The sequence below is a fragment of the Leptotrichia hofstadii genome (genome assembly GCF_007990525.1).
Classification (GTDB): domain Bacteria; phylum Fusobacteriota; class Fusobacteriia; order Fusobacteriales; family Leptotrichiaceae; genus Leptotrichia; species Leptotrichia hofstadii.
Genome location: NZ_AP019823.1, coordinates 207,648 through 229,046 on the forward strand (window position 1 = coordinate 207,648; position 21,399 = coordinate 229,046).

Consider the following 21,399-nt stretch of genomic DNA (forward strand, 5'->3'; position numbering starts at 1 on the left):
TAACAACAAACTTTCATTGTCGCGGGATAGAGCAGTATGGTAGCTCGTCGGGCTCATAACCCGAAGGTCGTTGGTTCAAATCCAGCTCCCGCCACCAAATGCCTAGATAGCTCAGTTGGCTAGAGCATACGGTTCATACCCGTAGGGTCGGAAGTTCGAATCTTCTTCTAGGCACCACTATATTAATTAAGTCATACTTACGATTATTGTAGGTATTTTTTTTTATAAATAATGTCTTTAATAAAAAATTTTAGAGAGGAGCAGTTTATGATTCATATATTAGCAAGTTTTGAAGTGAAAAATGATAAATTGTCTGATTTTATCAAACTTTGTAATGAACTTATAAAGGAAAGCCGTGCAGAAGAGGGATGTGTTTCCTATCATTTGCAGCAAAATACAGAAAAGGAAAACCATTTGGTATTTGTTGAAGAATGGAAGTCTAACGAAGCTATTGAAAAGCATAATGCAAGCGGGCATTTTACTAGAATTGTACCATTATTAGTAGAAATGTGTGAAAATGCTCCAGTTATTCAGACATTTAGCAGATTAGTTTAAAAGTTATTGAAATGTAGTTAGTTTATTGACTGCATTTTTTTTGTTTTATAATAATGTACTTTAAAATCGAACTTAAAAGTTACGACTATGCTGCTCAAATCCGAACATTACTTGATTTTATTGGTTTGATATTAAAATAGATTCGGGCATATAACGAAAAATGCTTGACTAATAGCAGGTTTAAATTATAAAATATGAATAAAGCAAAATCAAACTTAAAATATACGGCTATTTTACTCAAATTTTGCATTTGCTTTTATTAAAGGAACTGAGTGAAATGCCAGATTTATTTAGAAAAGGAAAAATATGAAAATATTAATAATAAGATTTAGTTCATTTGGAGATGTGGTTCTTACAACTCCAGCGATAAGGGCAATTAAGGAGAAATATCCAGAGGCTGTAATAGATTTTATAGTTTATAATACTTTTTCTGAGGCAATTTCATTGAATCCTGAAATTAGAAATTTGGTAATTTTTGAGAAAAAGAAAAGCAAGGATAGAAACTATATAAAAGATATTGTAAATAAACTGAAAATAGAGAATTATGACTACGTTATTGATTTACATTCCAAATTTCTTTCCAGAATTATTGGAAAAAGCCTTGCAAACAAGAATACTCAGTATTGCCGATATAAAAAGAGAAAATGGTGGAAAACTATACTTGTAAAAGCGAAACTTATTACATATAATGCAGATTGCACAATTGTTGAGAGTTATTTTATGGCGTTAAAAAAATTGGGAATAAGTTTTTCTAATAAAAATATGAAAAATGGATTTGGAGATAATCTGGAATTTTATATTGATAAAGAAATGGAAGAAGAATTTGTACAAAAATATGATTTGAAAGATGAAAGTTATTTTGTGCTGGCTCCTGGAGCCTCTAAATTTACGAAAAAATGGCCTTATTATGATGAACTGGCAAAAAAGATTCTCGAAAATGAAAGTAAATTTGTAAAAAATAATGAAAATTTGAGAATTTTTGTGATTGGCGGAAAAGAAGACGCGAATGTTGTAAAAGTTCATGGAGATGGACGAGTGATTGATTTGTGCGGAAAAATTTCTTTTAAGGAAAGTGGAATATTATTAAAATATTCAAAAATAGCTGTTGTAAATGATTCAGGACCTTTTCATATAGCAAGAGCCGTAAAAGCCAAAACTTTTGTATTTTTTGGACCAACTGATCCAAAATTATTTTCCTTTGAAAAAAGTACATTTTTGCTAAATAATCCAAACTGTCCGTCGCATTCACTTTATGGAGATGACAAATTTCCTAAGAAATATGCAGATTGTATGACGGGAATTTTGGTAGAAACTGTATTTGACAAAATTGTTAAGGAATATGACAATTAAAAATTAAAGAAAAAAATGAAAAACGAAAAGAAGAAAGAGAGAAAACTATGAAGATACTTGCATTTGAAACATCCTGTGATGAAACTTCCGTTGCAGTTGTAGAAGATGGAAAAAGGATTTTAAGCAATATTATTTCCACTCAGATTGATATTCATAAGGAATTTGGAGGGGTAGTTCCTGAAATTGCCTCACGGCATCACATTGAAAATATTTTACCAGTATTTACCGAAGCTCTGGAAAAAGCAAACTGTGAATTAAGTGATATTGATTACATCGCTGTGACAAACACTCCTGGACTTATCGGTTCCCTGCTTGTAGGCTTAATGTTCGCAAAATCCTTGAGTTACGCCAACAACATTCCACTACTTCCAGTAAATCACATTAATGGACATATTTTCTCAAGTTTTATTGATAACGATGTAAAATTACCTGCAATATCACTAGTTGTATCAGGCGGACATACAAACTTGTATTATATTTACAAAGAAAATGAAAAAATAATTACTGATTTGCTTGGTGAAACATTGGACGATGCCGTTGGAGAAACTTATGATAAAATTGCAAGAATATTGGGATTAGAATATCCAGGAGGGCCACACATTGATAGACTATCAGTAAATGGAGAAGATATTTTAAAAATAAAAAAACCAAAAGTTGACGGCTACAACTTCAGTTTTAGTGGAATAAAGACTTTTATAACTAATTATGTAAATAATCAAAAGATGAAAGGTAATCCTATTTCAAAAGAAGATATTGCAAAATCTCTTCAGGAAATTATTGTAAATGTCTTATATGATAAAATATTTATGGCTGTGAAGGAAAAGGATGTGAAAACGATACTTGTTGCAGGAGGCGTTTCTGCCAACAGACGGCTTCGTGAAAAATTTTCAGAATTTAAAAATATTCAAACTAATGAAGGCAATCAAATAGAAGTTCATTTTCCAAAAATGGAATATTGCACTGATAATGCGGCTATGATAGGTGTTGCGGCTTATTATGACTTGAAGAATAATTCTCAAATTGAGCTGGGAAAACAGTATGATGTGGATGCGATTTCTACTAAAAATTAGAAAAACACTAATGGCATAATCAATAGGAAATATTGTTTTGGTTGTGCCACAATAATAAAAAAATAATCGCTACTATTTATTATAATAACGATTATTTCAAAATTTATTTAGAACTTTTTTGTCAAACAAAGACTATTTTAACACTAATTTTACTCTTCTTCCGGGAAAATTAAATATTTTTCGCTCTTTCCAAAAACAGTTCCTGCAATTTCACAGCTTCCCCGTCTTCCGTATTTTCTCCAACGAATTCAAAATCTTTTGGCAGCAGTTTTTTTAGCCTGTCAATAGAATTTCCCATTGCAAAGCCTTTTCCAACCATTGTAAGCATTTCAAAGTCATTTTCTCCATCTCCAAAGGCTACCGCATCCTTTAATTCCAAGCCTTCCCTTTCTAGCAGGAATTTTGCCGCTGCTCCTTTGTTTGCACCTTTTGCCATAATTTCCATGCAGTAATCACTGACAAAGATGACATTTACATCGTCTGTTATTTTCAAGATAGCTTTTTCCAAGTTGGTAAGCTGTTCATGGTCTCCAATGTAAAATATTTTTAATATATCCAAGTTTTCTAATTCATCTTTTGGAACTTCCTTAAAGTCAACTTTTACATCTCTCGAAATCCTGTCATACACTTTTTGAGCCGTTCCCTTTGTAATAATCCAGTCATTCCCTGAAAAAATGTTTAGATGCGAACCTTCAGCGATGTTTTCGTAATCCAGCCCTAATATTGCTTTTGCTGCTTTGCTTGATAATCCTTTTTCATAAATCATATTTCCATCTTCATCAAAAATCCTTGCCCCATTTGCCGCTATAATAGGAATTTTCACTTCAAGCTGCTCAGTTACGTATCCAATTTGATCAAAACTTCTGCCTGAGGCAATATAAAACTTTATTCCGTTTTTTATTATTTTTTTTATTACATTTTTAGTGAATTTAGTAACGTGATGACCTCTGCTTAGCAAAGTTCCGTCCAAATCACTGATAACTGCTTTATACATAAACTTTTCCTTTCTTGTTGCTTTATTTTTATAAATCAAATAATTCTCTTACTTTTTTTGCCATCCCGTCATTTGCATTGCTGTCAATAACTTCAGTATCTGTCAATTTTTCAAGCAATAAATAAATCGAATTTTCCATTGCAAATCCAAGCCCTGTTTGAGTTATCAAGTCATAGTCATTCAGTCCGTCCCCAAATGAAACAGCATCCTTCAATGTCAATCCATCTCTTTCCAGCAGCACTTCTGCCGCTTTGGCTTTGTTACAATCTGCAGGAAAAACCTCTAGACTTCCTTCATTTGCAAACAAAAGACTTATATTTTCCTCACCAATTACTCTTTTTATTTCATTTTCCAGTTCCAGTAATTCGTCATGATCTTCTCCAAGGAAAAAGATTTTTGTAAAGTCTTGTTTTTTAAATTCTTCAGAAGTAATCTGCTGAGGGTATCTAGTTCTGTCAGGCTTCTTGTTATAAAAATATTCCCTCAAATTTTCTGTAACAAACCAGTTTGGTCCGGCATATCCAGTTATAATAATATCTTTCCCAAATGACTTATAATCAATATTCAGAACTTTATCCAAATATTCTCTTTTTAGTTTATTTGAAAAAATCTCATTTCCGTTTTCATCAAAAGCAACAGATCCATGTGAAGTAATCAAAGGGACTTGTACATCAAGCTCGTCCATAGCCTCCTTTGCTCCTAAATAATTTCTTCCAGTTGCAATATAAAACTTTATTCCTTTTTTTAACAGCAGTTTTACTGTTTTCCTAGTAAATTCACTTACTTTATGCTCTGCATTTAAAAGTGTTCCGTCCAAATCAGTTACAACAGCCTTAAACATTTGATTTTTTCTCCTTTTCTAAGTTTACATATTTTATCTTACTAAACTATTTTCTATAAATACTAAAACAAATAAAAAATCATTATATTTAAAAAATTTATAAAGACAAAAAACAAACTACAAAAATAATTTTGAAAATTCATTCATAAATTCCTGTTCATCAAAAGGTTTTGATAAGAATGCCTTTGCTCCAGCTTCTTTTCCCATTTTCATATAATTTGGGAACATAACCATTGTGCTGCAAATCATAATTTTGGCATCCTTGTCAAAGTCTGTAATTACTTGTGTGGCTTTTAATCCATGCATTCTTGGCATATTTATATCCATTGTTACAATTGCAGGATTTATCTTTTTATACATTTCCACAGCTTCCAAGCCATCATTTGCCTCGTATACTTCGTACCCTTGATCTTCCAGAATATCCTTTATATCCTCTCTAATAAATGGTGTATCATCTACAACCAATGCAATTTTACTCATTATTTCCCTTCACTTTCTATTTTATTTCTTTAAATAATTTTATTAAATATTAAATAATTCCCTTACTTTTTTAGCCATTCCATCTTCAGCATTACTTTCGATAATTTCAGTATCTGTTAATTTTTCAAGCAATCTGTAAATTGAGTTTTTCATTGCAAATCCAAGTCTAGTCTGAGTTATTAAATCATAATCGTTAAATCCATCTCCAAATGAAACAGCATCTTTTAATGCAAGTCCCTCTCTTAATAGTAAAAACTCTGCAGCTGCAGCCTTATCGCAATCTTTTGAAAAAATTTCCAGACTTTTTTCATTTACAAATACGATATTGACTTCTCCATTCGTAACTTTTCTGACTTCCTTTTCAATTTCCAGCAATTTTTCGTGTTCGCCTAGAAAAAATATTTTTGTAAAAGCAAGTTTTTTAAACTCTTTCCACTCAATCTGCTCTGGATATTGCTTTCTATTTGGCTTTTGTGTATAAAAATAATCTCTGGCATCTTCTGTTACGTACCAATGATTGCCTGAGAATCCATTTAAAATTATTCCATTGTCAAATGATTTATAGTCAATCGAAAAAATTTTATCTACATATTTCTGCTCAATATTGTTGACGTAAATTTCTGCTCCATTTTCATCTACAATTCTGGCACCGTTTGATGTAATCAAAGGAATCTTCAATCCAATTTCGTCCATTATTTCCTTTGCTCCAACATAACCCCGTCCAGTCGCAATATAAAATTTTATTCCTTTTTTCAGCAATAATTCAATTGTTTCTTTCGTAAATGGACTAACCTTATGCTCTTCATTTAAAAGCGTCCCATCCAGATCACTTACAACAGCTTTATACATAATAAAATTTCCTCCTACATTGATTTTAACACATTCCCTAAAAAATTTGAATTAAAATTTTTTTAAACTTGCCAAAACTTGCCTATTAGTGATACAATATTTAGAGAAAATAAAATTTGTGAGGTGAAAATAATGGGAACATTTGAAGATTATTTAAAATTTGAAGTTACTGAAGCTCAGGAAGATGAAAAGCAGCTAAGAATTATAGAAAAAATTTCTTTATCAGAAGAAACTGAAAAGGCTATAAAAAGTATAGACAAGGATATTACAATTATCGCTGTAGCACAAGTTTACTGTCCAGATTGCCGTGCAACTGTCCCTTTCCTAAAAAAATTCAGCGACTTGAACAATAAAATAAAAATTGACTACCGTTCAAGGGAAACTGCCAAAGAATTTTTTCCAGATACAGATGAAAGAATAAAAATACCTACATTAATTTCGTATGTTGATGGAAAATATAATACTTTTTGGAATGAATTTCCGGATGTAGTAAGAAAGGAAATGGATAAAAATCCAGAAAATTTTGAAGACATTAAGTACAATTTCAGAATTGGAAAGTTTAATGCAGAAATTGAAAAAGAACTGGTTGACTACTTGACTTCTTTATAAAGTATTAATAACAGCAAGTTGTATTCTTTAAGTATTCAGAAAATTAATCGGCTGAATACTTAGAGATAAACTTGTAAATTAAGTTGTCAAATAAGCATATTGAAAAAATATAAAAAATTTGATATAATCATTTGACTAGGGAATAAAAGTTAAAAAGCGCCAGCCCTTTAAAAATAATTAGGATAAAATTATGGATAAAGGAGACGAGGGAAAGAGTTATCGAAATAATCGGCGGATGCTCTTTAGGTGGTTACAACCTTAATAATATACAAAAATTCTGAGTAATTGGAGTTACAAAGGTATTATAGTAACATTTTCTAGTAATTTTATATTATGAAGGAGAAAAATTATGTGTGGAATTGTAGGTTACATTGGAGCGAAAAATGCTCAGGAATTTGTTATTGACGGATTGGAAAAATTAGAGTACAGAGGTTATGATTCGGCTGGGATTGCTGTTAATACTGGAAATGAGAAATTTGAGATTGTGAAAAAAGTTGGGAAATTGCAAAATTTGGCTGATGAGCTGAAAAAAAATCCACTTTCAGGGACAGTTGCGATAGGGCATACAAGATGGGCAACTCATGGTAAGCCATCTGATGAAAATTCACACCCTCATTTTAACAAGGATAAAACATTAGTTGTTGTTCACAACGGAATCATTGAAAATTATCTGGAAATAAAAAAAGATTTAGTTGCAAAAGGGTATGAGTTTAAATCAGAAACTGATACAGAAGTTGTGGCACATTTGCTAGATGAACTTTATACAGGAGACTTGCTTGAAACAGTAAAGAAATTGTTAAAAGTTATAAAAGGTGCGTATGCACTGGGGATTATGTCTGTAAACGAGCCTGACAGAATTATTGCAGCGAGAAAGGAAAGTCCGCTTATTGTAGGGCTTGGAGATGGAGAAAACTTTATTGCGTCAGATATTCCTGCAATTTTAAAATATACTAGGGATGTATACTTGATTGAAAATAATGAAATTGTGGAAATAAAAAAAGATTCTGTAAAAATTATGGATGTAGAAGGAAACGAGATAAAGAGAGACATAACTCATATTGAGTGGGATTTGGAAGCTGCTTCTAAAGGTGGTTATGAGTATTTTATGGAAAAAGAAATTTTTGAACAGCCAGAAGTGCTTGTAAAAACTTTAAACAGCAGAGTTGATGAAAATTATAACATTAATTTTGATGATGCAGGGCTTACAAGGGAATATTTGAATGGAATCAATGATATTTATATTGTAGCTTGCGGAACTGCTTACCACGCTGGGCTTGCTGGAAAGCATATTATTGAGAAAAAAACAAGAATACGTGTAGATGTTGACATTGCGTCAGAATTTAGATATAGAAACCCTGTGATTGACGATAAGGCATTGGTTATTGTATTAAGTCAGTCTGGAGAAACTTTAGACACGCTTGAGGCTATGAAAGAGGCAAAAAGACATGGAGCAAGGGTAGTCGCAATTACAAATGTAGTTGGCTCTTCGATAGCAAGGGAAGCGGATCACGTTATTTACACTTGGGCAGGACCTGAAATTGCCGTTGCTTCTACAAAGGCATACACTACTCAAATGGTAATTTTAAACTTGATGGCAATAGACTTTGCATATAAATTTGGAAAAATTACAAAAGATGAAGTAGTTTCAGATATTAAAAAACTGTATGAAGTGGAACAAAGCATCCAAAAAATGCTGGAATATGATGAAAAAATAAAAGATGTTGCAAACAAGATTAAAGATAGCGAAAGCATGTTTTATCTTGGACGTGGACTGGATTATGTAATCGCTGTGGAAGGTGCGTTAAAATCTAAGGAAATTTCGTATATTCATTCAGAGGCTTTTGCTTCAGGAGAATTGAAACATGGTACAATTGCACTTATTACAGATGGAGTGCCAGTTGTTGTAAACGTTACACAATCTGACTTGTTTGAAAAATCTGTATCAAATATAAAAGAAGTTACCTCAAGAGGAGCTTACGTTATCGCAATTGCAAAAGAAGGAAACACAGTTGTAGAAGAAGTGGCTGATGAAGTATTCTATATTCCAGATGTGGAAGATGATTATGCAGGATTCCCTACAATTGTAATTCATCAGCTATTGGCATATTATTTATCAAAATTAAAGGGAAATGATGTTGATAAGCCAAGAAACTTGGCAAAATCAGTAACTGTAGAATAAGATAATTATTTAATAATTATAAATAATAATAAAATGGAGGAAAAGATTATGAATTTTGATGATTTGAAAAAAGGAGCAGAAGATGCCCTTAAAAAAACAGTAGACGGAGCAAAAGACTTAGCTGACAAGGCTGCAGACAAAACAAAGGAAATTGCAGGAAGCGAAGTTGCTCAGAATATTAAAAAAGGAACAGAAGATGTTCTAGGTAAAACTGTGGAAGGTGCAAAAGATTTAGCAGATAAAGCTGCAAATAATAAAATTGTACAAGATGTGAAAAAAGGCGCTGAAGAAGCAGTAGACAAAACAGTAGAAGGAGCTAAGGGATTAGCAGATAAAGTTACTGGAATGTTCAAAAAATAGTAAAAACAAAAATGCAATAAAAAAGGTTAGCTGGAGTATCAGTTTTGGTACTCCTTTTTTAAAAAAAATTTTGAAAAATCAAAAAAATGTGGTAAAATAAATTGGTGGTAAAAATTCCTGCCACTACCAAAAATAATAAAACTAGAGAAAAATCTATTTAAAGCCACTAAAAATGCAGGCTAGGAGTTACGGAAAATGCTAAAAAAACATCAAAAAATAACAAAAATTAAGCAAAAAAATGCGATTTTAATGTCTGAAAAAATTTCTGTAATACCGATAAATAAAGGGTTCTCTCAAAAGTACGGGTTAAAGTAGAATATCCATTAAAACAAGGATTGAAACTGTTTCATCTCTATTACTTATTATAGAAGCATACATGGTTAAAATAGAGTATCCATTAAAACAAGGATTGAAACAATCCCCCCGATACTTTTTTATAACAATCTTTAAATGGTTAAAATAGAGTATCCATTAAAACAAGGATTGAAACAAGAGCTGTTTAACCACGAATGACTCTAAATCTAAATGTTAAAATAGAGTATCCATTAAAACAAGGAGTGAACTATTTGTTAAAAACAACAACTTTTGTATAAGGTTGTTTTTTTATTTATAAATAAAATGAGTTAAATACTTTATTCCATAAAATTTTTAAAATATTTTGTTATTTTTTATGAAATTTGGTATAATTAACTAAGAATAAATTAGGTGATAGATTTAGGGGAAAAGAAACAATAGAACAAAAGAAATATTTGTTAGTTGATGTAAAAGAGGCTCTTAAGAAGATAAGCGAAAAAGAGAAATAAATTACAGTAATATTGTAAAAATGGTATGGTGTTTTGGAAAAAGGATGTGGAAGCGGGGATTGAAGAGGAGTAAAAGAGAAATGTAGCAGGAATTGGAAGAAAGGCCTGCGATTTTGGAAAGGAAGTTTTGTGAAAATAGTAAAAAATTATTATAACAGGTTTAAGGTCTTAAATCCCAAATATTCAGAAATAAAACTGGGGATTATTGTTGCAATTATTATTTATTTTATTGCAAGAATTTTTTTTGCTGTGGAAATTTCAGGAGATACGATAATTTCACTTGTGGTTTTTGTAATATCAATGACCCTTCATGAGGTGGCACATGGATATGTGGCATATAAATTTGGCGATGATACTGCCAAAAGAGAGGGAAGAATTACTCTGAATCCTCTTAAACATATTGATTTGACAGGAATAATCCTCCCAATGCTTATACTTTTGAGCGGATTTAAATTTTTGGTGGGCTGGGCAAAGCCTGTTCCAGTTAATTTTCACAATTTAAGACCACATCGGCTTGGGCTATTTTGTGTTGCAATCGCTGGAATAGTGGTAAATTTTATTCTTGCGGGAACTTCACTTATATTGCTGAAATTTGGAGGTAAATATCTGGATATTGATAATATTTTTATGACAATCCTGCTTTATATTTATTTAATAAATCTTTTGTTAGGACTATTTAACTTGATACCAATAACACCGCTAGACGGGGGTAGGATAGTATATTCACTTTCAGGGTATAGAATTAGGGAATTTTATAATAAAATTGAAAGATATGGAATTTTGATTATTTTTGTAGTAGTTTATTTAGAGGGTCCTGCTTTAACACGTGGATTTATAGAAATTGTAAAATTTTTTTTAAAACTTGCGGGAATAGACATTGGCTTAACTTTTTAAAAAATTATAAGAAAATTCAAAAAAATATTTTGAAAATCAGAAATATAGGATATAATATAGTATCATAATTTAGGAGATAAGTTTAAATAATGGAAAAAGTGTTTTTATCAAAATTTTAAGGACGTGGTAAGGATGAGAAAATTATTTTTGATTTTTGGAATATTTTTAATGATAAATTTTGGGATATACGGTTTTACTCAGAAGGAAAAAATTCAGGAAACCTTGTCAAAGCTTGGAGTGAAGCAGGCTTTAATTGATGAAACGATAGCGTTGGATTATGAAATACGGGATACAGAATATTTTGAAAATGATGAAAAAATTATTCGTGAAAGAGTGGCAAAACTTGAAAAGCTGCTTCAGAAAGATGAGAGGAATTATATAGCTGCGCAGGCTCTGATTACTATTTTTGAATCAAAAATAAGCGGAGATTATAAAAAATATCTTGATTTGTTTGTAAAATATACTCCTTATGAATATACGAAAACCTTTTCAAAGATGATGTATTCCCTTGACAAGGGAAATATGTCGGATTTTGAAAAATATATGAATGAAATTCCTAAAAAGTACAATGATCCGGTTATAATAGCTTTGTCAAAAATTTTTGTCGCAAGAGATTTTAACGAAAAGCAGCGGCTCACGGAAAAAGTGCTAAATTTACTGAAAAGTGAAAGCGAAAGAAAAAAAGTTGGAGTTTCTGACGAGGAATATTATCTTATGAAGCTGACTTATTATTTAAATAAGATACGGAGCAACTTTGACAGGGGGGAAGTGAAACAGGCTGTTGCAGAATATCTCAATAATATTGCGAATGATGATGTCAGTGAAGAAATACGCAATTATAATCTTCGTGCCGAAGTTATACTCTATTTTAACGTTGTAATAATGAACGAGGAAATAAAGGAAGATTTGTTAAAAATAAGCAATGGGGCAAAGCTGGAAGATACTTGGATTGCTAAAAAAATTCAAAAGGAAACTGAAAAGGACAGGGACTTCTTGTCAAAAATGGTAAATTAAAAATAGGAGGAATTTATGAAAAGATTGTTTGTATCATTGTCATTGCCGTTATTTTTTGCCGTAAATACCGAATTGCCAGCATACACAAGGGCAGAACTTATACAGGACAGGCTTTCAAAAATTGGAATAAGACAGGATGTTATTGATGAAACAATAAAATTTCAGTATGACATCAGGGATGAAAAAACCTTTTTTACTGAAGATGGACAGGAAAATGACAACTTTTTAAAGTTGAAGGAAATTTATGGAAAAGATGAAAGAAATGAAACGTTAGGCGCAGTTCTTGTCGGAGCTTATATGGTAGGTGAAAAAAAGGACTTTAAGAAGGCAAGAGAATACATGAATAAAATCGCTCCATATTCAACACCGTTTGACAAGCTGTCAAATGAGTTTACTTACTACAAGTTAAAGGGCGATGAAAAAAATGCAAAATTGTATTATAATCTTCTAAAAAAACGTTATAAAGGTTCAGTTGCAATGGAACTGATAGATATGCTGGAAAATAATCTGGACATGGTAATGTTTATTGATACGCTGGATGAATTTTTTGCAGGGGAAGGAGAGAACGCCACAGGAGAAGCAAATGATTTGCCTGGTGGATTTTTATACGATGACAAGAAGGGAATAATCCAGAATAAGGACGATGCAGACGATTTGCAACCTGAAGAGGCTGATATAGACGATAATCGTACTTATATTCAGAATGTAAAGGAAATTCTGGATAACGGAAAGGAAACTCTGGAAAGCCAGAAAAATGAAATTAATAAATATCAACGTATAATCGACTATTTTAAAATAGCAAAAAATCAGAAGGAATTTGGTATCCCGGATGACTATATAAGAGGGTTTAAATTAAAAATTGCAGAAGTAAAAATAGCTCAAAACATGATGAACTATGGGATAGAGAATGCTGTAAAATATTATCTTGATAATGTTTCAACAAAAGATGTGAGCTATGAAGACGTTTATTTTAACGAACAGTCGGAGCTGGCATTGTATCTTGCGGTCGCACAAATGCTTTCCATTGCTGACGATAACGTAATAGGAAAATATCGGAAAGACTTTGAAAACACAAGGGTAATTAAGCTGCTGGATGAAGTTTTAGAAAATGAGAGAAAAAAGGAAAAGGAGAAGGCTGGGAAGACTCAAAATAAAAATCATATAAAAAGCTAATTCCTGCTGTATAAGAGTCGGAATTAAAACTAATAAATTTAAGCAGCTGGAAGGATATGTGCAGATAAAGACAGTAACTCAATAAGAAATTATAGAAACTCAGATGAACTTAATTGCAAAAATAGGTTGTCTGAGTTTTATTTTTATGATAACATAATAATATCATTTTAAATTTATAGAACGAAAGGAGGAGAAGCTTGAAAACAGTAAAAAAAGAAACAATCATTGAATTTGAAGAAAAAAAATCAAAATTTATTGGCTATATTAAGCCAGTTTCGACAGTAGCTGAAGCTGAAAAGTTTATTGATTCAATAAAACAAATGCATCCAAACGCAACTCACAATGTGCCTCTTTACAGAGTAATGGAAAATGGACAGGAATATTTCAAGTACAATGATGATGGAGAGCCGAGCAATACAGCGGGAAAACCAATGGCGGAAATACTTAACATTTTAGATGTGTATAATGTGGCAATAGTTGCAACAAGATATTTTGGAGGAATAAAGCTGGGGGCAGGCGGACTTATAAGAAATTATGCAAAAACTGCGAAATTAGCTGTCAATGAGGCAGAAATTACAGAATATGTGGAAAAATCCATTTTCATTTTGGATTATGACTATGAATATACTTCAGAAATGGAGGCATTTCTAAACGGAAATAGTCAAAAATTCGGAATAGAAATATTGGAAAAAAATTATTCAAACAGGGTAACAATGAAGATATCGGCAAATGATGAAATTGAAAAGGAATTAAACAGCTTGCAGAAAATTATTGTAATAAAAATGTAAAAAGTAAATAATTTTGACGAAATTGAATTTTTTTTAAAAAAGTTGTTGACAAATAAACTCAAATATGATATTATGTTTCTTGTCTGTTAGTAATAATAACAAATAAGGGAATGAATGTGCGGCCTTCGTCTAGTGGTTAGGACCTCGGGTTTTCATCCCGGTAACAGGGGTTCGATCCCCCTAGGCCGTACCAAATTTAAAACTGAATAATTAAAATATTAAATGGTGAATATTTATGGTCGCATAGCTCAGCTGGGAGAGCACCTGCCTTACAAGCAGGGGGTCATTGGTTCGATCCCAATTGTGACCACCATTATGGAGGTGTAGCTCAGTTGGTTAGAGTGCTTGCCTGTCACGCAAGATGTCGCGAGTTCGAGTCTCGTCACTTCCGCCATTTAATGCCGCTTTAGCTCATCTGGTAGAGCAACTGACTTGTAATCAGTAGGTGGTTGGTTCGAGTCCGACAAGCGGCACCACTATTTAAAATTTAGAATGTTGTGGAGAGGTTCCCGAGTGGCCAAAGGGATCAGACTGTAAATCTGCCGGCTCAGCCTTCGAAGGTTCGAATCCTTCCCTCTCCACCATTTTTTTTTATAAAAATAAAAATTGTTATAAATATTAAATCATAATTCGTAGGAGGAATTATCAGCTATGGTTAGAAAAATAAAAGGAGCAGGAAACAAATCTGGTGGAAATCAGCAGGATATAATCAAGCAAGCTCAAGTAATGCAACAAGAGATGTTAAAAATCCAAGAAGGATTAAAGGATAAATTTGTAGAAACATCTGTTGCTGGTGGAGGAATTACTGTAAAAGCAAACGGACAGAAAAAAATTGTAGATTTATCAATTTCATTGGATGTATTAAAAGATGCAATTGATGAAAATGATGCAACAATTGTTTCAGACTTAATTGTAAATGCAGTAAATGAAATCTTGGATAAAGCTGAAGAAATGGCTGAAAAAGAAATGGAAGTAGTTACTGGTGGAGTAAGTATACCAGGATTATTCTAAAATTAGAGATTTTGAATAAATATTTTTATAAAAACCAGAGTAATGTCTGGTTTTTTGTTTTTTCAGAATTATTTATACTAAATCCCATTATAAAATAGAAACTAGGTTGAGGATAAAAGTTTTAATTTCTTGCCAAATAGCATGTAATTCAAAATTTATTAAACATTCGCTATTTAAACAGGAAATAGTATTAGAATTAACATAAATATTTAAAAGGAAAGGAGATGGAAAAATGAAAAAAAATATAAATAGGATGATAGTATTGATGTTTTTATGTATTATTGTTTATAATTTAGGGCATCCTGCTACGCCTGCACTAATTGAACTGAGAGGATGGAAGAAAAGTATTTCGGGAGAACTGCTGGCGTTCATGAGTACGGCTATGTTTATTTCTTCGCCTTATTTGGGAGCTTTGGCGGATAGAGTTGGGATGAAGAGGATATTTGTGTTTATGCCATTTTGTTATGGAATGTCACAGCTTATATTTGGATTTGGAACGAATTTGCCACTTATATTTTTAGCACGGATGATTTCGGGATTTGCTTCGGGGGGAACATTTGCTGTGGCATTTGGATATGTGAGTCAGCTGTCTGAAAAAGAAGAAAAGGCTAAGAATATTGCCAAAGTAAGTTCTGCTACTGTAATTGGCGGAGCAATTGGACAGAAAATAGGGGGATATGCCGCAACTGCTATGAATGATCCACGATTTTCATTTGCATTACAGTTTATTGGTGGAAGTATTGTTTCAATAATTATTTTGCTGATTATGAAGGAAATAGTGAAAAAAGATAATAAATTAGAAGAAGAAAAAAATAAAAAGGACTTAAACCCATTTGCAACTTTTAGATATATTAAGGAATTAGATGGATATTCCAAGTTTTTCTGTCTTGTAATTTTGCTTTCAGGAATAGGAATTTATTCTTATGGAAGTGCTTTAAACTATTTTTTGAAATTTTATAAAAAAGTTTCTTCTGATACAATTGGAACTTTTGTTATGTGTTCCTCATTGCTTGCCTTTTTTGGAACTGCATTTTTGCTGGGGAAATTATTAAAAAAGTTTAAAGAAAAAAGTATTTATAAATTTTTTATTTTTGTTGGAATAATATTGATGGCAGTGATTTTGTTTAGAGTTAAATTTGGTGTAACTCCGTATCTTTTGATGGCTCTTTATACAATGACGTACGAGATTGTACGTTCGCTTGGAAATACTATTATTGCTCAGAGATATAAGGAAAATCAGGGGAAGATACTGGGAGTGGCATCTGCAGTGGGTTCGCTTGGAACTGCTATAGGTTCGCTGTTATCAGGGCATTTGCTGGCATTTAACCCATTTTTGCCATTTGCTGTGAATATCGGGGTAATGACGCTGGTGCTGATATTGATTTTATACTCGAATTTTGCAAGATTAAATAAGTAGAAACAGTGTGGATTGAGTAATTAAGAAGAACAATTATGATTTTTAGAATGAATAAATATTGATTTTATTATGGTTCAGTTTATAAAATTTAAAATATTGCAGATTTCAGACCTTAAGCCGTACCTAAATATAAGTAACATAATTTTAGATGATGGAAAATTTAAAAAATTTTTTAAAAATAATTTGTATATTTCAATAAATGTGGTAAAATTAATATAGAATAGAAATATTTTGCAAATTAAACTAAGAAATATCGTTAATTAAAACTGTTTAAATAAAAATTTTTTAGGAGGCGTGCCATGGAATATATGAAAAAATACGAATACTGGTTAAATTCAGAAGCTGTTGATGAAAAGGATAAGGAAGAATTGAGAAGTCTGGCTGGAAATGATAAGGAAATTGAAGACAGATTTTTTAAGGATTTGAGCTTTGGAACAGGTGGAATTAGAGGTGTTCGTGGGATTGGAACTAACAGAATTAACAAATATGTAATTAGAAAAGCGACTCAAGGGCTTGCAAATTATATGTTAAGTTTTGATGAAAAGTTGGCAAAAGAAAAAGGTATTATTATTGCTCACGACTGTAGAATTGGTTCAAGGGAATATGCCCTGAATACAGCGAGAGTTATGGCTGCCAATGGAATTAAGGCATATATTTATGAAGATTTACGTTCTACTCCTGAATTATCATTTGGAGTAAGATATAAAGGAACTATGGCTGGAATCGTTGTAACTGCTTCGCATAACCCTGTGGAATACAACGGATACAAGGTTTACTGGGATGATGGAGCGCAAGTGGTAGATCCGCATGCCCCTTCTATTGTTGCTGAAGTTAATAAAATTCAGACTCTTGAAGAAATTAAAGTAATTTCTGAAGCAGAAGGAAGAGAAAAAGGATTAATTATCCAATTGGATGGAAAAATTGATGATGATTATTTAGATGCAATAAAAACACAAACTTTAAAAACAGATATTCCAGGAAAAGAAAACTTTAAAATAGTTTACACTCCACTTCATGGAACTGGTGGACGTCCAATGAAACGTATTTTATCTGATTTTGGGTACAATTTTGAAGTTGTGAAGGAACAAATTGAGCCAGACGGGAACTTTCCTACAGTAGTTTATGCAAATCCTGAAGAAAAAGCGGCATTTAAGCTTGGAGTAAAACTGGCTGATGAAATTGGTGCAAAATTAGTTATGGCAAACGATCCCGATGCTGATAGAATTGGTATTGCTGTAAAAGATGATAAAAATGAATGGTATTATCCAAATGGAAACCAAGTTGGATTATTGTTACTGCAATATCTTCTAAATAATAAGAAAGACATTCCTGCAAATGCAAAAGTTATAACAACAGTTGTTTCTACACCGATGATTGATGTAGTTGCACCTTCAAAAAATGTTGGAGTTATGAAAACATTGACAGGATTTAAATATATTGGAGAAAAAATTAGACAATTTGAAAATAAGGAACTGGATGGAACATATTTATTTGGATTTGAGGAAAGTTACGGATATTTGATTGGAACACATGCAAGAGATAAGGATGCACTAGTAACTTCAATGGTAATCGCTGAAATGGCTACTTACTATGATTCAATCGGAAGTTCAATTTACGAAGAATTGCAAAAATTATATAAAGAATTTGGATATTATCTAGAAGGAATAAAATCTGTAACCCTTAAAGGAAAAGATGGGATTGAACAAATGGCTGCTCTTATGACTAATTTGAGAGAAAATGTAAAAGACCAGTTGATTGGTAAAAAGATTAAAATTAAACGTGATTTCTTTTCACATAAGGAATACAACTTGGAAACAGGAGCAGAAACTGAAATAAAATTACCAAAAGAAAACGTTTTACAATTTGTTCTTGAAGACAACACTTACATTACAGCCCGTCCATCTGGAACAGAGCCAAAAATCAAATTCTATTTTAGTGTAAATGCAGATTCAAATGAAAATGTAAAAGCAAAACTTGATAAAACAATGGAAGAATTTTCAAAATTTTTAGGATTATAATTTTTTAAAGAGATCAGAAGATTACTTAAACTAAATGTCCAATTTTTGGCGGAAGTTCAGTTTTTTCTGATCTTTTTTGTTTCAGACTTGCTTAATTCTAATTTTTAAAGCAGATTGACTGTAATTATAAAAACTTTTAGAGAGAACTTGTGAAAAATGATAGAAATAAAAGAAAAAGATGTTGATGCAATATATATTCATATTCCGTTTTGTGACAAGAAATGTGAGTACTGCGATTTTTGCACGTTTGTGAGAATGGAGAAGGAATATAGAAAATATGTAGATTATTTAATTAAGGAAATTAGAATGTACCCAAAGTTTAAGTATGATACGATTTATTTTGGTGGGGGAACGCCCTCGTTATTGCCAGTTGGAATGATAAAGGAAATAATGGATGAATTGGACTGGACTGGGAATGCGGAGATTACTTTGGAATTGAATCCGACTGACATGACTTTGGAAAAATTGAAGGAAATTCGGGAAATTGGCATAAACAGGCTGAGTATTGGGATACAGAGCTTTCAGAATCATGTTCTGGACTTTATTGGAAGGCAGCATAGTTCAGATGATGCGGTAAATGTGTACAAAATGGCTAGAAAAGCTGGATTTAACAATATTACCGTAGATTTGATGTTTGGAATTCCTAATCAAAGTATTGAGGATTTGCAGAAGGATTTGAATATTTTGAAAGAATTAAAGCCTGAAAATGTTTCAATTTATTCGCTTATATGGGAAGAAGGGACTGTTTTCTGGAGCAAGTTGCAAAAGGGTATTCTGTCAGAAATTGATCAGGATGTGGAAGCTCAGATGTATGAGATGATTATTGAATTTTTTAATGAAAATGGGTACTGCCATTATGAAATATCAAATTTTGCACGAATTGATGAAAATTTTGAGGAAAATAGAAATATTAACAAAAATTGTAATTCAGAAAAGAGAATAGATTTTCAAAATTTTTCAGAAATTAAAAACAATGAAGAAACATTGAAAAATGAAATATTTCAAAATATAGAAAGCTTTGAGATGATTAAGGAAAGGCAGAAAAATGGAGGAAGGCATAATCTGAAATATTGGAGAAATAGGAAGTTTATTGGTGCTGGGATGAGTGCAGCGGCTTATTATGGAGAAAATCGCTATAGCAATGTTCGTACATTTAATAAATATTATAAATTTCTAGATAATAAAGAATTGCCGATTGATGAAAATACAATTGAAATTGTGGATAAAATTGAAAGGGAAAAGTTGAGCAGAATGCTGGGGTTAAGGCTGATTCAGGAGGGAATTGGGTATTTTGAGGATAAGAGAGTTGAAAAACTTATAAAAAATGGATTATTGGAAAAATTTATTGTGAAAAAAGCGGATCTTTCTGAAAAAAAAGAACAAAAAATTGAAAAATTTATTGATACAAAAGAAAAAGAAATAAAAAATAAAGTCAAAAATAATGAATCATTTAATGAAAAAATGGCAGAAAAGACTTATGAAATAAGGCTTCGTTTAACAAAAAGAGGAATGTTGCTGGCAAATGATGTATTTGTTGAATTTATTTGAAAAAAAGGTTATAATAGTGTAACTGTGAAAAATATCATATTTGTACTTATAGAAAATAAATAGGAATTAATCAATTACAAAGCAAGTCAAAAAATAATAAGGAGCAAAAATGAAACTCGATAGTATAAAAATTCAACAGAACTATGAAAAAATTTTAGAAGATATAAAAAAATATTCTCCATACCCTGAAAAAGTTAAAATTTTATTTGTAAGTAAGTATTTTGATGTAGAAGAACACAAGGCTCTGATTGAGATGGGGTATGATTACTTTGGCGAAAATAGGGCTCAGCTTTATCGGGACAAGCTAAGTGAATTTTCAGATGAGAAATATAAAAATATCAAATGGGATTTTATTGGAAGGTTGCAAAAAAATAAAATAAAGTATATAATTAATAGTGTGAATTTAATACATTCGATTGATTCTTATGAACTTTTAGATGAAATAAATAAAAAAGCTATTGAAAATGACAGAATTATAAATGGATTAATTCAAGTTAATGTTTCAAAAGAAGAGTCCAAAACAGGAGTTTACATTGAAGATTTTAAAAAAGATAGCGAAAAGTATTTTTCTATGAGTAATGTAAAAATAATAGGTTTTATGACCATGGCACCATTTGAGGCAAGTGAGTCTGAAATAAATGATTATTTTTTAAATATGAGAAAACTAAAAGAAGAATACCAGAAGCAGCATGATTATGTTACTGAGATTTCTATGGGAATGTCGAATGATTATGTAGAAGCCTTGAAAAATGGGGCTACTATAATTAGAATAGGAAGTAAGTTATTTGAATAGGAGGTTATACTTTGGGACTTAAAAGAAAAATAATGGAATTTTTTGGCGATGATATTGAAGATGATGACGATGAGTTATCTGAAGAATTGTCAAATGATGAAAGAAAAGAAGTGGCAGTAGAACAACAGCCAGCACAAACTCAACAGGCAAAAGTTCAACCAAAACCAGCAGTAAATCGAGTTGAACAAGAAAAACAACCAGAAGAGAAAAAAGGCATTGGAAGTCTTTTTGGAGTAGGAAAAAAGGAGGAAATTACAAAAATGGCGTCGTCAAAAGTGAGCTATGTTTCGATTATCAGACCAAAAGTTTTTGAAGATTCGAGATTAATTGCTGATGCAATAAAAGAAAATAAAGTTGTAACATTCAGTTTGGAATTTTTAGAATATGAAGTGGGACAAAGAGTAATAGATTTTGTGAGTGGAGCTGCTTATGCAATGAATGCACACCTTTCAAAGGTTACTGATAAAGTTTTGACTTCTATTCCAGTTGGAATCGACTATGAAGATATTGATGCTTCATTAGGAGAAGAATCAAGGGACAGTAACTTATTATAATACAAATAAGTTAATTTTGGAATTTAGCTGCTTTTTATGGGTTTTTCTCATTTAAAGCAGTATTTTTTAATAATTTATTTTAGGAATAAAAAATAAGAA

At 31.5% G+C, this 21,399-nt stretch carries 20 protein-coding genes and 7 tRNA genes; 23 read left to right on the forward strand and 4 right to left on the reverse strand.

Annotated features, from left to right (window positions below):
- Positions 1–20: 20 nt before the first annotated feature.
- The 5 genes from FVE77_RS00910 (at position 21) to tsaD (ending at position 2,975) form a co-directional block, all read left to right on the forward strand.
- Positions 21–97 (forward strand) — tRNA-Met (locus tag FVE77_RS00910).
- A gap of 3 nt (positions 98–100) precedes the next feature.
- Positions 101–177 (forward strand) — tRNA-Met (locus FVE77_RS00915).
- A gap of 90 nt (positions 178–267) precedes the next feature.
- The gene (locus FVE77_RS00920; protein ID WP_026745137.1) at positions 268–555 is read left to right on the forward strand and encodes a putative quinol monooxygenase; all 288 of its coding nucleotides are present in this window, start codon (positions 268–270) and stop codon (positions 553–555) included.
- A 306-nt stretch (positions 556–861) separates the two neighbouring features.
- The gene (locus FVE77_RS00925; RefSeq protein ID WP_026745138.1) at positions 862–1,905 is read left to right on the forward strand and encodes a glycosyltransferase family 9 protein; all 1,044 of its coding nucleotides are present in this window, start codon (positions 862–864) and stop codon (positions 1,903–1,905) included.
- Positions 1,906–1,952: 47 nt separating this feature from the next.
- Positions 1,953–2,975 carry a tRNA (adenosine(37)-N6)-threonylcarbamoyltransferase complex transferase subunit TsaD gene (tsaD, locus tag FVE77_RS00930; protein ID WP_026745139.1) on the forward strand — a complete coding sequence of 341 codons (1,023 nt, stop codon included), beginning with the start codon at positions 1,953–1,955 and terminating at the stop codon, positions 2,973–2,975.
- Between the two features lie 169 nt (positions 2,976–3,144).
- On the opposite strand, the gene FVE77_RS00935 is transcribed toward tsaD, so the two are convergent.
- The 4 genes from FVE77_RS00935 to FVE77_RS00950 all read right to left on the reverse strand — a co-directional run bounded on the left by FVE77_RS00935 (position 3,145) and on the right by FVE77_RS00950 (position 6,139).
- Entirely contained in the window at positions 3,145–3,969 is an 825-nt protein-coding gene (locus tag FVE77_RS00935) for a Cof-type HAD-IIB family hydrolase (protein WP_026745140.1), read from the reverse strand.
- A gap of 28 nt (positions 3,970–3,997) precedes the next feature.
- Positions 3,998–4,810 (reverse strand): HAD family hydrolase, encoded by an 813-nt coding sequence (locus FVE77_RS00940; protein WP_026745141.1) that lies wholly within the window; start codon positions 4,808–4,810, stop codon positions 3,998–4,000.
- A gap of 117 nt (positions 4,811–4,927) precedes the next feature.
- Positions 4,928–5,290 (reverse strand): response regulator, encoded by a 363-nt coding sequence (locus tag FVE77_RS00945; protein ID WP_026745142.1) that lies wholly within the window; start codon positions 5,288–5,290, stop codon positions 4,928–4,930.
- Between the two features lie 42 nt (positions 5,291–5,332).
- A complete protein-coding gene (locus FVE77_RS00950) occupies positions 5,333–6,139 on the reverse strand; it encodes a Cof-type HAD-IIB family hydrolase (RefSeq protein ID WP_026745143.1) in 807 nt (268 codons plus the stop codon).
- Between the two features lie 132 nt (positions 6,140–6,271).
- Between FVE77_RS00950 and FVE77_RS00955 the strand changes: the two genes are divergently transcribed.
- From FVE77_RS00955 to FVE77_RS01040, 18 genes are all read left to right on the forward strand, one after another.
- Positions 6,272–6,748, forward strand: coding sequence for a thioredoxin family protein (locus tag FVE77_RS00955; protein WP_026745144.1), 477 nt, complete (start codon positions 6,272–6,274; stop codon positions 6,746–6,748).
- Between the two features lie 349 nt (positions 6,749–7,097).
- Positions 7,098–8,927 carry a glutamine--fructose-6-phosphate transaminase (isomerizing) gene (gene glmS / locus FVE77_RS00960; RefSeq protein ID WP_026745145.1) on the forward strand — a complete coding sequence of 610 codons (1,830 nt, stop codon included), beginning with the start codon at positions 7,098–7,100 and terminating at the stop codon, positions 8,925–8,927.
- 48 nt (positions 8,928–8,975) lie between these two features.
- Complete coding sequence (locus tag FVE77_RS00965) at positions 8,976–9,287, forward strand: hypothetical protein (RefSeq protein WP_026745146.1); 312 nt, start codon at positions 8,976–8,978, stop codon at positions 9,285–9,287.
- A gap of 932 nt (positions 9,288–10,219) precedes the next feature.
- Positions 10,220–10,984 carry a site-2 protease family protein gene (locus tag FVE77_RS00970; protein WP_026745147.1) on the forward strand — a complete coding sequence of 255 codons (765 nt, stop codon included), beginning with the start codon at positions 10,220–10,222 and terminating at the stop codon, positions 10,982–10,984.
- 132 nt (positions 10,985–11,116) lie between these two features.
- A complete protein-coding gene (locus tag FVE77_RS00975) occupies positions 11,117–11,998 on the forward strand; it encodes a hypothetical protein (RefSeq protein ID WP_026745148.1) in 882 nt (293 codons plus the stop codon).
- Positions 11,999–12,013: 15 nt separating this feature from the next.
- Positions 12,014–13,171, forward strand: a complete 1,158-nt coding sequence (locus tag FVE77_RS00980; protein ID WP_026745149.1) for a hypothetical protein — start codon at positions 12,014–12,016, stop codon at positions 13,169–13,171.
- A gap of 197 nt (positions 13,172–13,368) precedes the next feature.
- A complete protein-coding gene (locus FVE77_RS00985) occupies positions 13,369–13,959 on the forward strand; it encodes an IMPACT family protein (protein WP_026745150.1) in 591 nt (196 codons plus the stop codon).
- A 118-nt stretch (positions 13,960–14,077) separates the two neighbouring features.
- A tRNA-Glu gene (locus FVE77_RS00990) sits at positions 14,078–14,152 on the forward strand.
- A 44-nt stretch (positions 14,153–14,196) separates the two neighbouring features.
- Positions 14,197–14,272 (forward strand) — tRNA-Val (locus tag FVE77_RS00995).
- 4 nt (positions 14,273–14,276) lie between these two features.
- Positions 14,277–14,353 (forward strand) — tRNA-Asp (locus tag FVE77_RS01000).
- 6 nt (positions 14,354–14,359) lie between these two features.
- Positions 14,360–14,435, forward strand: a tRNA-Thr gene (locus FVE77_RS01005).
- A 23-nt stretch (positions 14,436–14,458) separates the two neighbouring features.
- A tRNA-Tyr gene (locus tag FVE77_RS01010) sits at positions 14,459–14,543 on the forward strand.
- Positions 14,544–14,610: 67 nt separating this feature from the next.
- Complete coding sequence (locus FVE77_RS01015; RefSeq protein WP_006805621.1) at positions 14,611–14,970, forward strand: YbaB/EbfC family nucleoid-associated protein; 360 nt, start codon at positions 14,611–14,613, stop codon at positions 14,968–14,970.
- 232 nt (positions 14,971–15,202) lie between these two features.
- Positions 15,203–16,387, forward strand: coding sequence for an MFS transporter (locus FVE77_RS01020; RefSeq protein WP_026745151.1), 1,185 nt, complete (start codon positions 15,203–15,205; stop codon positions 16,385–16,387).
- A gap of 299 nt (positions 16,388–16,686) precedes the next feature.
- Positions 16,687–18,405 (forward strand): phospho-sugar mutase, encoded by a 1,719-nt coding sequence (locus tag FVE77_RS01025; protein WP_026745152.1) that lies wholly within the window; start codon positions 16,687–16,689, stop codon positions 18,403–18,405.
- 156 nt (positions 18,406–18,561) lie between these two features.
- A complete protein-coding gene (gene hemW, locus FVE77_RS01030) occupies positions 18,562–19,953 on the forward strand; it encodes a radical SAM family heme chaperone HemW (protein WP_026745153.1) in 1,392 nt (463 codons plus the stop codon).
- A 109-nt stretch (positions 19,954–20,062) separates the two neighbouring features.
- Positions 20,063–20,746, forward strand: a complete 684-nt coding sequence (locus tag FVE77_RS01035) for a YggS family pyridoxal phosphate-dependent enzyme (RefSeq protein ID WP_036087367.1) — start codon at positions 20,063–20,065, stop codon at positions 20,744–20,746.
- An 11-nt stretch (positions 20,747–20,757) separates the two neighbouring features.
- Positions 20,758–21,300 (forward strand): cell division protein SepF, encoded by a 543-nt coding sequence (locus tag FVE77_RS01040; RefSeq protein ID WP_026745155.1) that lies wholly within the window; start codon positions 20,758–20,760, stop codon positions 21,298–21,300.
- Positions 21,301–21,399 lie beyond the last annotated feature (99 nt).

What these genes read in the sequence shown, in the direction of transcription:
- hemW (WP_026745153.1), top strand. Translation starts at nt 18,562, where the DNA reads ATGATAGAAATAAAAGAAAAAGATGTTGATGCAATATATATTCATATT.
- FVE77_RS00965 (WP_026745146.1), top strand. Translation starts at nt 8,976, where the DNA reads ATGAATTTTGATGATTTGAAAAAAGGAGCAGAAGATGCCCTTAAAAAA.
- FVE77_RS01025 (WP_026745152.1), top strand. Translation starts at nt 16,687, where the DNA reads ATGGAATATATGAAAAAATACGAATACTGGTTAAATTCAGAAGCTGTT.
- FVE77_RS00950 (WP_026745143.1), bottom strand. Translation starts at nt 6,139, where the DNA reads ATGTATAAAGCTGTTGTAAGTGATCTGGATGGGACGCTTTTAAATGAA.
- FVE77_RS00955 (WP_026745144.1), top strand. Translation starts at nt 6,272, where the DNA reads ATGGGAACATTTGAAGATTATTTAAAATTTGAAGTTACTGAAGCTCAG.
- glmS (WP_026745145.1), top strand. Translation starts at nt 7,098, where the DNA reads ATGTGTGGAATTGTAGGTTACATTGGAGCGAAAAATGCTCAGGAATTT.
- FVE77_RS00940 (WP_026745141.1), bottom strand. Translation starts at nt 4,810, where the DNA reads ATGTTTAAGGCTGTTGTAACTGATTTGGACGGAACACTTTTAAATGCA.
- FVE77_RS01015 (WP_006805621.1), top strand. Translation starts at nt 14,611, where the DNA reads ATGGTTAGAAAAATAAAAGGAGCAGGAAACAAATCTGGTGGAAATCAG.
- FVE77_RS00920 (WP_026745137.1), top strand. Translation starts at nt 268, where the DNA reads ATGATTCATATATTAGCAAGTTTTGAAGTGAAAAATGATAAATTGTCT.
- FVE77_RS01020 (WP_026745151.1), top strand. Translation starts at nt 15,203, where the DNA reads ATGAAAAAAAATATAAATAGGATGATAGTATTGATGTTTTTATGTATT.
- FVE77_RS01035 (WP_036087367.1), top strand. Translation starts at nt 20,063, where the DNA reads ATGAAACTCGATAGTATAAAAATTCAACAGAACTATGAAAAAATTTTA.
- FVE77_RS00935 (WP_026745140.1), bottom strand. Translation starts at nt 3,969, where the DNA reads ATGTATAAAGCAGTTATCAGTGATTTGGACGGAACTTTGCTAAGCAGA.
- FVE77_RS00975 (WP_026745148.1), top strand. Translation starts at nt 11,117, where the DNA reads ATGAGAAAATTATTTTTGATTTTTGGAATATTTTTAATGATAAATTTT.
- tsaD (WP_026745139.1), top strand. Translation starts at nt 1,953, where the DNA reads ATGAAGATACTTGCATTTGAAACATCCTGTGATGAAACTTCCGTTGCA.
- FVE77_RS00925 (WP_026745138.1), top strand. Translation starts at nt 862, where the DNA reads ATGAAAATATTAATAATAAGATTTAGTTCATTTGGAGATGTGGTTCTT.
- FVE77_RS00945 (WP_026745142.1), bottom strand. Translation starts at nt 5,290, where the DNA reads ATGAGTAAAATTGCATTGGTTGTAGATGATACACCATTTATTAGAGAG.
- FVE77_RS00980 (WP_026745149.1), top strand. Translation starts at nt 12,014, where the DNA reads ATGAAAAGATTGTTTGTATCATTGTCATTGCCGTTATTTTTTGCCGTA.